Below are 14,948 nucleotides of genomic sequence, written 5' to 3'. Positions count from 1 at the left end.
GCAAATTGATACAATCATACGGCGAATGTTGTTTCGCATGCTTGGTATTGGCATGTGCTTGCACTTCACTATTGCTAATTAAGTCGTTGTTAAGTGAAGTGTTTTTGAAAACTGGCGGCGCTTGTGTACTTGCGCGTGGCTTGATCTACCACTTGCAAACTTATTCACTATGCAATAACTCAAAAGTATTAACGTATAATTAAATAAAAGGATTTAAATATGCTTGCTCCAATTTTACTTTTTACTACACTAAATGGCCTTTGTTATGCGAGATTTACTTCATTTGATGATGCAGCAACGCTAATATCTACGTCAATAATTACCACAATTGCAGAAGATGGAAGTAGTGTAGTATTATCCGAAATAAAATCTAAAATCCTTAAAGAACAAGGAAGAGCCACCTATACAAATTTTCACTTTAATTACAATGCTGGAAGAAGCGAAGTTGAAATAATAGAGGCAAAAACTATATTTAATGGTAGTGAATACCATGTACCTAAAGAGAATATAGAAATCAAACCACTTGCTAGCGCTCCAAAGGGGTTTAATCAGCAAATGCAAGTTCTAATCGCATTCCCAAATGTTGAGGTGGGCGCTGAGATATACATAAAAGACGTTGAAAAATTCAAATCAATATTTGATGGCTACTTTAGCACGGGTATGTTGCTTAACTCTCCACTACAGAGCTTTAGCAGCAAGTTCATCTCAAAGATTCCATTACATATCAAAGTTAATGATCCGGAAAATATACTAGATATCGCGACAGGCAAAAGTAATTTCGAGAGTTTTCACAATTAGATAGAAGTATGATATGATCACTTTTTTAAAAACTAAAGAGTGGTTTTATGGTTTGTTGTAAGGGATGTTGCTCTGATATCTTTGTAAAGAATGGCATTGTGAGGGGGTGTACAGCGTTATAAGTGCAGATCATGTTCTAAATTTTGTTGAGGGCGATCTGGGCAAGAAGCCTCAAACAGCTGTTAAGAAAGCATTATGCGTTATGCTATATAGTCTTGGTAATGGCTCTTTTTCTATGTTAGGCAAGATATTAGGGCATTCGCCGTCCATAATTTATCGCTGGGTAGTAGAGGCGATGGGCAAGACTCAGGAGCCAGTTGTCTCTTCGGATATTATGGAGATGGAATTCGACGAGATGTGGCATTTTATTGGTTCAAAAAAAACAAGCTTTGGATCATTAAGGCAGTTGATCGTAGTACAAGGAGAACAGTTGCCTGGGTTACAGGCAATCGTGATACTGCAACATTCCAAAAGCTCTACAACAAAGTGAGTCATCTGAAAGAATGTCATTTTTATACAGATGATTGGGAGGCTTTTTCTAAAATTTTACCCAAAGAGCGTCATACAATTGGAAAGTCTGGCACAGTATGTATCGAGAGAGATAATAGCAACACGCGACATCATTTATGCCGAATGACACGGCGCACTAAAATCGTTTCTAAAAAAGAGTCAATGGTATACGAATCCATCAAGCTTTGGTGCGCTCTTACTATTGCACAAATATTCAAACAATATCAAGAACAGCTCTTATCTATCTTTATGTGAAAACTCTCGTAATTTCTTTCATGAATTGGATATATCTTTGAAAAAGCCTGTATACAGAAGTTTTATAGGAAAATCAGAAAATGGCGGAATCATAAACGAAGAAAAGCTGATAGTTGTTTCTCTCTCAAGTGAAAAGAATTGGAATACGCTAAGCGATAGAATAGTCCCTCATTATGAGAAAGTCTTATCACAAAAACTTCCAACAATTTTTGAGGAGATTGCAAAGCAAGCCGCTAAGTTTCAGAATGACATTGATGTGATAAATGCTGTCACATCATTGCTAAGTGAAAAAATCCAATATATGGGGGATTTGCGCTCTATATCTGGAGGATGGCTCCCAAGGGATCTAGAACAAATAGCTTCTTCTACAATAGGTGATTGTAAAGATATGTCTTCAAGTGCAGGAGCAATCTTGCGCAGCTTAGGCTTTAAAGTCAATTCTGCACTAGTTGCAAGAGGCTCAGATATACATCCAAATTACATAAGACTCCCATCTTTGGGCGCCTTTAATCATGTTTTTCTTAAAGTAACTGCAAAAGATGGAAGTGTATATTGGATAGAACCAACTCACGATATCAGCATGGCACAAACTCCCTTCGAAGACACAGCTGGAAAAATGGCGCTTGTGCTTGATACGCAGAGCCCATCATATGAACGTGTTTCTTATATAGATTATGAGAACGCTGTATCTTTTACCGAAAAGAACATAACATTACTTAGCGAGTCAAGAGCACTTTATGATATTGAGCTCTCGCTACAAGGGGCATCTGCATCAAGATATACAGCAACTGCTCTTTACTTCTCTAATGATGTGATAAAAGATGGGCTTACTACAAGATTTAGCAGAAAAAGTTTGAATAAAAATGATATAAAGTATGTAGAACTTCCAGATCTCAAGTCAAGGATAGTGCAGGACTTGCTGTTTAAATTTTCTTTTAATACAACGAATGCATTTTATAAAACCAATTTTGGCTTGGGAATGAACCTTGAATATCTTTATGATCTTGAAGAGTTATTTAAGAATTCAGAAGAAAGAGTCACAGATATTTTAATGACTCCGAGGACAACAATACAAAAAACATTATTAAAAGGAATGGTTGTGCCTAATACCGAGTCTCTGAACTTCAATGCTAGCAATGACTGGTTTGATTTAAGTCGAAATATAAGCCACAGCAGCAACGGCACAGAAGTACTTACTAAGCTGGTTATGAAGCATGCAATAATACCAAGTGAGTTTATAGCAACAGAAGAGTTTCAAGAATTAAGAAATGATTATCTGGAAAATTTTTCAGATTCTTTCCTTCTTGTTGAGCCGCAAATCCACCTAGATCAGTGTAGTATGGTGGATCAGTGTGGTATAGCATTATAGAGTGTAGATTTATTCTAATAAAGCTTTAACGCTAGTACTAAGCTGCATACTAATGTAATTTGTCCAGTACCTAAAACACTACTTTTGCAAAATCCGTAAGTTTTTGTGCTTGTTAGAACATTTGCTTACGGATTTAAAGCGCTATTTTGACACTCTGAGCAGCATTTTATGCTTGCTCCGAGACTTATGGCGCGCGTGCAATTGTAAAAATTGATATTTTTAGCAAAATCCGACGCTTGAAGTTGTTATAGCTAGATGTTATAACAACTTTTCAATTATGCAATTTTTTCTGATTTTTCAAATATTTATAGAAGAATAGTGGCAATGACAAAAGTGGTATTGTTTTGCGCGAGTTTACGAGTGACTCAACTTTTTATTACAACATGTGATATTTTCCTAAAGCATGTTTTTCAAATGTTACAATATTGCGCCGCTAGCTTTCTGAGAGTTCAAGCTGTATATAATAGATCTTTTTCGAAGCAGGCTTCTGGCAGAGGAATGGTAGGGGATTTATGCGCAGAGTGCGGGAGTGTATTTGATATACATGAGAATCTTAGCACGAAATTGACGCGCCAATTGTTATCAGAAGTAGAGTTGCGAAAGAGGTCTAATGTTGCATCTTATAGGATATTTATCTTAATTCTGTTTCTTGCTACGCTAAGCAGTAATTGCTATGCTAGATTTACATCGCTTGATGACGCTGCGGTTATGCAATCAACATCTAGAATTACAGAGATTGCGGAAGATGGAAGCTACACTACCTTATCTACAAACAAATTTAAAATTCTCAAAGAACAAGGAAGACAGTTCGCGAATTTTCACCATCATTACAACGCTGGAGACACTGAGATTGAAATAATAGAAGCAAAGACAATCGTAAATGGGCGAGAGTATAATGTACCTAAAGAGAGTATAGAATTTAAGCCGCTTGCTAGCGCTCCACATGGATTTGATCAGCAAATGCAAATCCTAATAGCATTCCCAAATGTTGAAGTAGGTGCAGAAATACAATTGAAGACTGCTTCAAAATCCAAAGCGCCACTTGAAGGGTATTTTTCTGACTATATTGTACTTGATACACCATTCCATAGTTTAAACCATAAGTTTATTTCGAAAATTCCATTGCATATCAAGATTAATGATCCAGAAAATGTACTAGATATTAAGAAAGATAAAAGCGATTCTTTTAACGAACTGGAGATATTTTTGAAAAGGCCTGTGTACAGAAGTATCATTGGACAATCAGAACAAGGTGGAATCATAAACGAAGAAAAGCTGATAGTTGTTTCTATCTCTAGTGAGTCGGATTGGAGAGCATTAAACAACAGAATAGTATCTAATTATGAGAAAGTCTTATCACAAAAACTTCCAACAATCTTTGAAGATATTGCAAAGAAAGCTGCAAAGTTCAAAAATAACGTTGATGTGATAAATGCTGTCACATCATTGCTAAGCGAAAAAATCCAATATATGGGAGATTGGCGCTCTATATCAGGAAAATATTTCCCAAGAGATCTTAAAACAATAGCTTCTTCTCAAATAGGTGATTGTAAAGATATGTCTACCAGTACTGGTGCTATCTTGCGCAGCTTAGGTTTCAAGGTTAATTCTGCGCTAGTCAATAGAGGCTTTATGCATCCAAATTATATAGGACTTCCTGATCTGGATGCATTTAATCATGCATTTCTGAAAGTAACCGCGAAGGATGGGAGCGTATATTGGGTAGATCCAACTAACGATATTAGTATGGCACAAGGTATATTCAAAGACATAGCTGGAAAGATGGCGCTTGTGCTTGATATGAAAAGTCCATCCTATGAGTGTGTTCCTTATATAGATTATAAACGTAATATATATTGCAGCAAACAAGATGCAAAATTGCTTGGTGAATCAGGTATGCTTTTGGATATTGAGCTATCGCTACAAGGAGAAGATGCATCAATGTATACAGCAGCTGCTCTCTACCTTTCTGATGATGAGATAAAAGATAGGGTTATTGCGCAATTTGCTGGAAGAAGTTTAGATAAAAAGGATATTAACTATGTTGAGCTTCCAGATCTTAAGTCAAGGATAGTGCAGGACTTGTTATTTAAATTTTCTTTCAATGAAAATAACTTGTTTTCTAAAACAAATTTTGGTCCTGGAATATCACTAGAAAGTTTTGATATACTTGATGCATTGCTTAACGCTCCAGAAGAGAGAGTAACTGATGTTTTAATGCCAGGGCCAGAAACCACAATACATAGAACATTATTTAAAGGAATGATTATACCTAATATTGATGCTTTGAGCTTCAATATTAGTAATGATTGGTTTGATTTAAGTCGCAGCCTCAAGTATAATGGCGACGATACTGAGCTGCTAACTAAGTTTGTGATAAAGCGTATGATAATACCAAACGAATTCTTAAAAACAGAGGAATTTCAATCTTTGAAAAATTATTATTTGAATGCTTTCTCAAATGCTTTTTTAATCCTAAAGCAGCAAAACAGTAAATATAAGGATAGAAAGTAGGTAGTTGTTTATGCTGGTCACTAGGTTTGCGCCAAGTCCAACGGGTTTATTGCATGTGGGAAATATAAGAACTGCACTAATAGCTTGGCTCAATGCTAGATCAAGTGGTGGACGATTTATTCTTAGAATAGATGATACAGATAGCGTTCGTTCATCAGTTGAATATATTGAGGCGATAAAGGAAGATCTGAGCTGGTTAGGAATCACTTGGGATGCTTTCTTTATGCAATCTGAGAGGGTTGAAAAGTATGAAAAAGCAAAGCAAAAGCTGATAGAAACTGGGCGACTTTACCCATGTTATGAAACCACAGAAGAACTAGAGATTAAAAGAAAAACTCTGCTTTCTAGAAATTTACCACCTATATACGACCGTGCCTCTTTGCATCTGACAGAGTCAGAGAAAGGAAAATTAGAAAGCACAGGAATTAAACCACATTGGAGATTCTTGTTGCAAGGCAATAGGATATGCTGTCATGATATGGTGCGAGGATTAATCGAGTTTGATACAAATAAATTGAGTGATCCTATTCTTGTTAGAGCAGATGGCACAATGACCTACGCAATAGCATCTGTGATAGATGATATAGAATTTGGCATTACAGATATAGTACGCGGAGAAGATCACATATCAAACAGTGCAATACATACTCAAATGTTTGAGGCTTTAGGTTCCTTTGCTCCTAATTTTGCACATATCTCACTTTTAAAATCCAAAGAAGGAGAAATGTCGAAACGTGTAGGTGGATTTGACATACGTTCTATACGAGAAAAAGGTATAGATCCTATGGCAATCAACAGCTTTCTCGCAAAGCTAGGAACATCAGAGGCGCCAGAAAGCCCATTTACTATGGAATCGTTGATAGATCAATTTTCTCTAGGTAAATTCGGAAAATCTGCAGCAAACTATGAATATCTAGATCTTGAAAGAGTAAATCGCAAACTGCTGCATGTTGCAAAATATGATGATGTAAAAGATAAGCTTATCACTCTTGGCATGCTTGACGTTGATGCAACATTTTGGCAAAGCGTTCAGTTAAATATTACGACGCTTCAAGATGTGAAAATTTGGCATGATATATGCAAAGCAGTTGTAAAACCTGTAATAATAGATTCAGATTTTACTGCAGCAATTGTGGAATTATTACCTGAGTCTGAATTTTCTAATGACACTTGGGATTTATGGATAAAACGCATAAAACAAGAAACCGGAAAAGCTTCAAAGGATTTATTTTTGCCGATTCGTCTTGCATTAACAGGAATGGATAATGGACCGGAGCTGCAAAATCTGTTGCCACTTTTAGGGCGCAACAAAGTCATAGCTAGACTAAGCGGTATTGCTGCTTAAAATAGACAATAACCTCGGAAGGGGTATAAAATGCTGCTCGGAGTGTCGAAATAGCGTTTTCAATCCGTAAGAAAATTGTTATAATAAGCGCAAAAACCTTACGGATTTTGTGAAAGTAGTGTTTGCTAGCATAGGACCAATTAATATATCCAAAAATTAGCGCAGTGTAGCTCTAATGGCTAATTTTTGCACATTTCACTTCTCTACAAAAATTTATTTGCGCAAGCGAATCAATTTTTTGCGGATAGAATTGCTATGACATATGCAAGCGCTATATCATTTTCGTCAGAAAGCGATAAGTGGAATTTGTAGTTGCTCCACACTCTGCTTTCTATGTTGATGTATGGCGCACCAACTTCATCTTTTCGCACCTCTATTTCTTTAAATGATAGCTTACCTATTCCTATACCAAGTGCCTTGGCACATGCCTCCTTTGCTGCGAATCTTTTTGCAAAATAAGAATAATACACCAAATTCTCAATTTTTGGTCCAAACTCTATCTCATAATTTGAAAATATTCTACTTATAAATCTCCTACCAAACCTCTTTATACACCCTTCTATTCTCGATATACTCACTATGTCACAGCCTATCCCAACAATCTGTATTTGCACCTCTACCTCATAAAATGCAGCATATTTTTAGTTATCTATAATATTTTAGTCCTTTAACACATCAAAATGCTTGGAATCAAAGCCGTAGTTATTCACAACTAAGCACTTGCTTTGATAAAGAATAAGGAAAAATGCGATTAACTAGGGCCACATCTAACTTCCATTTTCAAGTTTTTAGTGTATCATATACACTGGCTGGACTTAATATTAGATTTTTAACTGTCTTGATCTTCCTAAACGAAATAACAAGTCTTAGTGTTTTTATTCCATTAATACTTTTGACTTAGGTATATCTTGCATTGTTAAATTTTAACAAATAGGACGCGAGAATTTTATGATTTCCGGCTTTTTCGCAGCTCTACATTCCATTAAAAATCTATGTAGAGACGCTAAGTTATTTCCCAAATAGGCTTGATTGCATGACACAAGAAAAGAAAAGTGACAACAAAAAAACCCTCAGTATACATTCTGGCAAGCTCGGACTTGCCAGTCAAGATGCTTCTCGAAATTTTGGTATGAAGACCGATGTGACTTATTCTAGAGTACAAACTGGAAAAAGCAATAACAACACAGTAATGATTGTGACCAAAAATAAAGGGACTAGAAGTGGTGTCGCTGCTCATTCTATAAAAACATCACTCACGCAGCGTGAACAAGAAGATCGCATAAATGCTCTGCTTTCAGCAGAACGGGAAAAACGCGAATCAGCTTTGCCTCATGAATCTAAAACAGCATCTGATACTCAAAACCCTGAAGTTGCTGCTGCACCTGAAGAATTTACAAACGTAGAGCTAAGTGAAAACTTGCAGTCTGACTTAAAGAATGATGTTCATGAGCAAGACACTCTTCCTAAAGAAAGCGAAGCTGATGTAATAAATAAGTCAAGCGAAGCTGATTGCACTGTACAACAAAAAACTGCCGATTTAGAGGAACCAGCTAAAAAAATAGTAGATGCTTTCGACTCAAAAAGAAGTGATAGCATCAAACTAATGATTAGTAGCAAAGGTAAAGTTAGAAATCTCAATAATATCAACGTTGAATCTAAAACCTCATCTCATTCCGATGAAAGCTCTTCGAGTGCAAAGCAAACGAAAGAGCAAATAGAAATCAAGAAACCTGTGAGCAAAAAGGATTCCGAGCTGTCAACCATAAGAGAGAAAGATAAAGATGTCGAAAGTACGACTGCATCCAAAAAACATGTTGCTGTTAAACGTGCAAGTAAAAAGATTTCTGTAGCAAGCTTACGTATATTAGAAAGAGAAGATGACGTTGATGGCATAACGATAGGACATCACGCACGTTTCAGAAAATTAAAAAACAAAGCTGCTAAACAACAGAAAAATGTTGTTATTGAGAAGGTAATTCGCGAGGTTATGATTCCCGATGCTATTACAGTACAGGAATTATCTAATAGAATGGCAGAAAAAGCCGCAGATTTAGTCAAAGCTTTGATAAAATTGGGAATAATGGCAACAATCAATCAAGCAATAGACGCTGATACTGCTGAATTAATAGTTTCAGAATTTGGTCATATACCAAAACGCGTGACAAATGCTGAACTTGAAAGAGCAATTTTCTCAGAAAGTGAGGATTTTGAATCCACTCTTGTACCAAGAGCACCAATAGTTACAGTGATGGGGCACGTTGATCACGGAAAAACTTCGCTTTTGGATGCGCTCCGCTGTACAGACGTTGTGACCGGAGAATTTGGTGGGATTACACAACATATTGGTGCTTATCATGTGTCTTTGGAAAGTAAACACAGTATCACGTTTTTAGACACTCCAGGTCACGAAGCATTTACCGCAATGCGTATGCGCGGTGCTAAAGTGACGGATATAGTTGTACTTGTAGTAGCTGCAGATGATGGAATCAAAGAACAAACAGTTGAGGCAATTAGCCATGCGAAAGCTGCAAACGTTCCAATTATTGTCGCAGTAAATAAGATCGACAAAAAAGAAGCTGATGTTCAAACTGTAAAATCTGCAATGCTCGTTCATGGTCTTATTCCAGAAGAGATGGGTGGAGATACTATGATAGTTGAGGTATCTGCAAGAAATAAGATTGGACTGGATAAACTAGAGGAAGCAATATTACTACAAGCTGAGCTGTTATCTCTGAAAGCAAGAGAAGAAGGCTCTGCAGCTGGAGCTGTTGTAGAAGCAAAAATGGATAAAAACAAGGGTGCTTTAGCGACACTTTTAGTTCTAAAAGGCACTTTGAAGGTAGGAAACATAGTAGTCGTCGGAAATTCGTATGGTAAAATACGAGCGCTGATTAATGATAAAGGCGAACATTTAAAACAAGCAGGCCCATCTATTCCAGTTGAAGTGCTCGGTCTAAATCAAGTACCATCCGCAGGAGATGAATTTATTGTTGTTCAAGATGAACGCCACGCTAGAGAATTGGTTGATTTCAGAATCCAGAGAGAAAGAGCTAAAAAATTCATTGCAGGTCACTCTTCAATGGATCAGTTATTCCATAAAGTACAACAGGCTAAAATAGAAGAATTACCGCTGATAGTCAAAGCAGATGTAAACGGCTCTATAGAAGCAATCGTCTCTAGCCTAATGAAATTCTCTAATGATGAAGTCAAGATACGATTAATGCATTCTGGCGTAGGTGCAGTAAATGAATCTGATGTAACACTCGCTGCAACATCAAACGCACTTATACTAGGCTTCAACGTTAGAGCGAACCATCAAGCTAGAAATCTAGCAAAACAGTTCTGCGTTGATATTAAATATTACTCTATAATATATAATTTGATTGATGATATTAAGGCTGCTGTTTCTGGCATGCTTGCCCCTACCGTCAAAGAAAAATTATTAGGTTATGTAGAAGTACGTCAAGTATTTGATCTAACTAAAGTTGGTAAAGTAGCTGGTGGATATGTTACCGAAGGCGTAGTACAACGCAGTGCAAATGTAAGATTAATTAGAGATAATATAGTTATACATGAAGGAACGCTGAAAACTTTGAAACGCTTTAAAGACGATGTCAAAGAGGTAAAAAGCGGATTTGAGTGCGGACTTGCGCTTGATAGATATGATGATATAAAGAGCGGTGATAAACTTGAGGTTTTCTTAGTCACTGAAGAAAGCAGATCTTTATAAAAAGGAATTTTATAAATTTAATTGAACTATTTATCTTTCCAATGTAATGATAAAAAATTTTGAGTGGCAGATTGCATGCCGCTATTTATTAACAAAAAAAAAAGACGGTTTTATTTCTGTTATCAATACCCTTTCATTAATTGGAATCGCGATAGGTGTTAGTGTTTTAATTATAGTAATGTCTGTAATGAATGGATATGAAACTGAGCTTATTAAGAGGATTTTAGGCATCAATGGCCATATCACTATTATGGCACCAGGCAATAGACTTATGTCATTTGATAAGTCACTATCTCAGCAAATTCAGGATATTCCAGGCATAAAATTTGTAGCGCCAATCATCACTGATCAAGCTATGGTTATGGGTAGAAATGCAACCGGAGTTGTGATCCGCGCAATTGATGGAGTGGATTTAGAACAAAAGCCAATCATGACAAATTCTTTATTAGGTGAAGGATTTAGTCCTTACAGGCGTGGAGAAGGCATTCTCATCGGAGTAGAACTTGCTAAACAACTTGATGTTTCTGAAGGGGATAGCATTAAACTAATATCGCCTGAACTTGATAACCTTGCAATAGGTGCTATACCAAGAGCAAAAACCTTTAAGATCGTTGGGGTTTTTGATTTTGGTATGTGTGAGTATAATAGTAGCATTGTATTTATGCCGCTAAAGTCTGCTCAGTTATTTCTAGGAATCAACCAAAAAATTAGTGGTATAGAGGTTATATTGCACAAACATACCGATCTGCAGCATATAAAAAAGGCAATATCTCAAGTTCTAGAAAGTAATTCTAAAGATCTTGTAATAGTTGATTGGACACAGCAAAATGATTCACTAATGAATGCATTGCGTATAGAAAGAAATGTTATGTTCTTCATACTTTCCCTCATTGTTGTTATAGCCGCATTCAATATTATAACTAGCTTAACAATGCTAGTTAATGATAAAAAAACAGGAATCGCTATATTTAAAACAATAGGGATGGATCAATCTTCAATAGTAAAGATATTTATGTTATGCGGCTCTATAATAGGAATTACAGGAACTATAATTGGCTGCATTTTGGGAGTGCTTTTTGCGATCAATATTGAAAAAATCAGAGAATTTCTTGAATCTTTAACAGGCATTACATTGTTTGACCCTGTAATATACTTTCTAACTAGTCTTCCGTCAGAACTCTCCTTTGTAAATGTAATGTTTATTTTCTTAATTTCAGTATTTCTATCACTTGTTGCCACAATTTATCCTGCTATAAAAGCATCAAAACTCTCTCCAGTCGTAATATTTAGATCTAGTAGCTAAGATTGGTATTTCATGATTATTGTCACTATTTGTGCTTCTTAATTTCAGGCACTGCAGGCAAAATAATTGTATAGACCTTTCTATCCTGATTCTCTATATTACTTCGTTAATTTCTTCGCAAATATATAAAAGTATTTGATTCAGAAATTAACTGGTACTCTAAAAAATCGTACTATTAAAATTCATGCGCTTGCATTTACTTGAGCACAGAGCCATATTTTTACTATGATTTTTACTGAAATTAGAATATATTGATAGTATACTCGTCACACTTCAAAAATTGGTGTCATCAAAATGTTTCTTTAATAAATACTAACTCTTCATATATCTGTGGATATTTAACTCTTAAGTATTACTTGAATTATATTGATTTATTACTAATTATGTCCCCAACAAAATTGTAGTTTTTTGATTCACGCTATAAATGCCGAAACTTCACAAAGCGTTTCAAAAATATTTTTTAGAAGTATGAAATTTTTAAAACATTGATCATGTTGTTTTAAAGATATACTTCTAAAATTTATTTTTTGTTGCGCATAGTATAACTACTGATACGACGAAATTTTGCGTGAATATAAATAGCATTACATATTACAAAATATTCTTGTTATAAATAGTTATAATGTGAATGTGTGTAAAACGCGCTATCTTAAAATTATAGGCTGTTTTATTGATCATGACCGAAATGAGGTAAAAATGGATATACACGAATATCAAGCAAAAGAGATACTTAAAAAGTACAACATTAATGTTCCAAGTGGAGGGCTTGCGCTAAGCGCTGATGCTGCAGTTGATGTCGCAAAAAACTTACAGGGTAATGCCTGGGTAGTTAAAGCACAGGTACATGCAGGCGGCAGAGGAAAAGCTGGTGGCATAAAACTTGCAAAAAGCATTGATGAGGTACATTCTTTAGCAAGTCAGATACTTGGCATGCGTCTTGTCACAAAACAAACTGGGAAAGAGGGTAAGCTTGTCAGGAAGATATACATAGAATCCGCCTCTGAGATAGATAAAGAATATTATCTTTCTTTGGTCTTAGATCGTAATAGCGCATCCATCGCAATAATATTTTCTTTGGAAGGAGGGATTGATATAGAGGAGGTAGCACATAAAACTCCAGATAAGATTATTAAGGTGCACGTTGATCCTGCTATAGGACTGCAAGATTTCCATATTAGGAAGCTAGCTTTTGGCGCTGGATTTGATGTTGCAACTGCGAATAAATTTGCATCTGTGCTAAGACCGCTTTATAATGCTTTTTTAGAAAATGATGCAAGTCAAGTTGAAATAAATCCGCTTATTGTTTCAAAAGCTGGTGACTTCATCGCACTTGATGCAAAATTTAACTTTGATTCTAGCGCACTATTTAGACATAAAGATATAGCAGCATTAGACGATATAGATGAGAAAGATCCGCTTGAGGCAAGAGCTGAGTCGAGCGATCTTAACTACGTCCGCATGGAAGGAAATATAGGTTGTATGGTAAATGGCGCTGGTCTTGCGATGGCGACTATGGATATAATCAAGCTGTTTGGAGGGTCTCCGGCAAACTTTCTAGATATTGGAGGAGGCGCAGATACAGAAAGAGTACGCTCAGCATTTGATATCATTGTATCAGATAGTGGAGTACATGGGATTCTTATAAACATATTTGGTGGCATCGTTAAATGTGATATCGTCGCAAACGGCGTAATACAAGCAATGAAGGATTGCAAAGTTACTGTCCCAGTAGTTGTAAGGCTTGAAGGAACGAATGCAGATGCTGGAAGAGAAGTGATCGAAAAAGCTGGCATTGGTAATATCCAAGCAGCAGAGAACTTATCTGATGCAACACAGAAAATAGTCAATGCTATAAAATAACACGCAATAGACCTCTTGCATAACCTCATTCTGAGGTAGAAATTCTTATAGAGTAGATTTTTGCAAAACGTCACCAAACAATGATCCACGTGAGTGTTTTTATGTTTTAGTGACAATCAAATCACAGTTTGGAACAGGTTATGCAAGAGGTCTAATGCAAAACAGATCATAAGGAGATTTATGTCAATACTTGTTAACGCCCATACAAAGGTCATATGCCAAGGGTTCACAGGCCGTAACGGTACTTTTCACTCAGAGCAAGCTATCGAATACGGAACGCGTATGGTAGGAGGTGTGACGCCTGGTAAAGGTGGGACAATGCACCTGAATTTACCTGTCTTTGATACAGTTTACGATGCAAAAGCGAAGACTGGTGCTGATGCATCAGTTATATACGTTCCTGCGCCATTTGCAGCCGATGCTATACTTGAAGCGATAGATGCGGAGATTCCGTTAGTAGTTTGTATTACAGAAGGTATTCCTGTGCTTGATATGCTGAAAGTGAAGCGAGCACTTCTAAGATCAAAAACACGCCTAGTTGGTCCAAACTGTCCTGGTGTTATAACAGTTGGTGAATGTAAAATAGGAATCATGCCATGGTATATACATAAGAAAGGAGTCGTGGGTATCGTTTCAAGGTCTGGTACATTAACTTATGAAGCTGTCGCTCAAACAACTGCAGAAGGTTTAGGTCAGACTACTTGTGTTGGAATAGGTGGAGATCCACTCAACGGAACAAATTTTATCGACGTCATAGAGATGTTTTTAAATGATGCAGAAACACAAGCTATAGTTATGATAGGAGAGATCGGTGGGAGTGCAGAAGCTGATGCTGCGCATTTCATAAAAAATCATAAGATTAAAAAACCAACTGTTGGGTTTGTAGCCGGAAGAACAGCTCCTCCCGGCAGAAGAATGGGACATGCTGGCGCCATTGTATCAGGAGGAGATGATACGGCAGAAAGCAAGATAGAAGCATTAAAAAGTGCTGGAATCAAAGTCGCTGATTCTCCAGGCTTAATAGGCAAAACTATGTCTGAATTGTTAAAGTAATATCGGTAGATAACATACTTGATGTAATAAGCTGTAGCTTCTTTTCTCAAAATATACGTTACTTTCTAACTTTAAAATAGTGCTAAAAATACGTAATTTTGGGAATTTGAAGCGCTAATTGCACTTGAGCTTATCAAGCTCTATTTATTCAAGAAAGGTATATTGAACCACCTTCATAAATGCACGCGCGTGGATTTTGACGGCATAATTT

Annotated in this window: 11 protein-coding genes; 10 read left to right on the top strand and 1 reads right to left on the bottom strand. The window is 36.4% G+C overall.

The window, feature by feature from the left end; genetic code table 11:
* Positions 1–219 precede the first annotated feature (219 nt).
* From AACK98_RS02645 to gltX, 6 genes are all read left to right on the top strand, one after another.
* Positions 220–798 (top strand): DUF3857 domain-containing protein, encoded by a 579-nt coding sequence (locus AACK98_RS02645; protein ID WP_339042087.1) that lies wholly within the window; start codon positions 220–222, stop codon positions 796–798.
* A 106-nt stretch (positions 799–904) separates the two neighbouring features.
* Complete coding sequence (locus tag AACK98_RS02640) at positions 905–1,288, top strand: hypothetical protein (RefSeq protein ID WP_339040305.1); 384 nt, start codon at positions 905–907, stop codon at positions 1,286–1,288.
* On the top strand, positions 1,192–1,563 hold the full coding sequence (locus tag AACK98_RS02635) for an IS1 family transposase (RefSeq protein WP_339042549.1): 372 nt from the start codon (positions 1,192–1,194) through the stop codon (positions 1,561–1,563). Before AACK98_RS02640 ends, AACK98_RS02635 begins: the two co-directional genes overlap by 97 nt.
* A 37-nt stretch (positions 1,564–1,600) precedes the next feature.
* Positions 1,601–2,932 (top strand): hypothetical protein, encoded by a 1,332-nt coding sequence (locus AACK98_RS02630; RefSeq protein WP_339042085.1) that lies wholly within the window; start codon positions 1,601–1,603, stop codon positions 2,930–2,932.
* A gap of 708 nt (positions 2,933–3,640) precedes the next feature.
* Positions 3,641–5,446 (top strand): DUF3857 domain-containing protein, encoded by a 1,806-nt coding sequence (locus AACK98_RS02625; protein WP_339042083.1) that lies wholly within the window; start codon positions 3,641–3,643, stop codon positions 5,444–5,446.
* Between the two features lie 10 nt (positions 5,447–5,456).
* A complete protein-coding gene (gene gltX / locus AACK98_RS02620) occupies positions 5,457–6,791 on the top strand; it encodes a glutamate--tRNA ligase (RefSeq protein ID WP_410520011.1) in 1,335 nt (444 codons plus the stop codon).
* Between the two features lie 230 nt (positions 6,792–7,021).
* Here gltX and acpS read toward each other — a convergent pair whose 3' ends face one another.
* On the bottom strand, positions 7,022–7,405 hold the full coding sequence (gene acpS / locus AACK98_RS02615; RefSeq protein WP_339042079.1) for a holo-ACP synthase: 384 nt from the start codon (positions 7,403–7,405) through the stop codon (positions 7,022–7,024).
* Between the two features lie 419 nt (positions 7,406–7,824).
* Between acpS and infB the strand changes: the two genes are divergently transcribed.
* From infB to sucD, 4 genes are all read left to right on the top strand, one after another.
* On the top strand, positions 7,825–10,521 hold the full coding sequence (gene infB, locus AACK98_RS02610; protein WP_339042077.1) for a translation initiation factor IF-2: 2,697 nt from the start codon (positions 7,825–7,827) through the stop codon (positions 10,519–10,521).
* Between the two features lie 46 nt (positions 10,522–10,567).
* Positions 10,568–11,824 carry a lipoprotein-releasing ABC transporter permease subunit gene (locus AACK98_RS02605; protein WP_339042075.1) on the top strand — a complete coding sequence of 419 codons (1,257 nt, stop codon included), beginning with the start codon at positions 10,568–10,570 and terminating at the stop codon, positions 11,822–11,824.
* Between the two features lie 696 nt (positions 11,825–12,520).
* Positions 12,521–13,684: an ADP-forming succinate--CoA ligase subunit beta gene (gene sucC / locus AACK98_RS02600; RefSeq protein WP_339042073.1), complete on the top strand. Its 1,164-nt coding sequence runs from the start codon at positions 12,521–12,523 to the stop codon at positions 13,682–13,684.
* 180 nt (positions 13,685–13,864) lie between these two features.
* Positions 13,865–14,737, top strand: coding sequence for a succinate--CoA ligase subunit alpha (gene sucD, locus AACK98_RS02595; RefSeq protein WP_339042071.1), 873 nt, complete (start codon positions 13,865–13,867; stop codon positions 14,735–14,737).
* Positions 14,738–14,948: the final 211 nt, after the last annotated feature.

Origin of the sequence: Candidatus Lariskella endosymbiont of Hedychridium roseum (genome assembly GCF_964020185.1) — a bacterium.
GTDB lineage: Bacteria > Pseudomonadota > Alphaproteobacteria > Rickettsiales > Midichloriaceae > Lariskella.
The sequence above is the reverse complement of the archived record's forward strand: the minus strand, read 5'-3'. Positions and strand labels throughout refer to the sequence as shown.

Coding starts and splice junctions, on each gene's coding strand:
- AACK98_RS02645 (WP_339042087.1), top strand. CDS start 220: ATGCTTGCTCCAATTTTACTTTTTACTACACTAAATGGCCTTTGTTAT.
- AACK98_RS02625 (WP_339042083.1), top strand. CDS start 3,641: ATGCAATCAACATCTAGAATTACAGAGATTGCGGAAGATGGAAGCTAC.
- gltX (WP_410520011.1), top strand. CDS start 5,457: ATGCTGGTCACTAGGTTTGCGCCAAGTCCAACGGGTTTATTGCATGTG.
- infB (WP_339042077.1), top strand. CDS start 7,825: ATGACACAAGAAAAGAAAAGTGACAACAAAAAAACCCTCAGTATACAT.
- AACK98_RS02605 (WP_339042075.1), top strand. CDS start 10,568: ATGATAAAAAATTTTGAGTGGCAGATTGCATGCCGCTATTTATTAACA.
- sucC (WP_339042073.1), top strand. CDS start 12,521: ATGGATATACACGAATATCAAGCAAAAGAGATACTTAAAAAGTACAAC.
- sucD (WP_339042071.1), top strand. CDS start 13,865: ATGTCAATACTTGTTAACGCCCATACAAAGGTCATATGCCAAGGGTTC.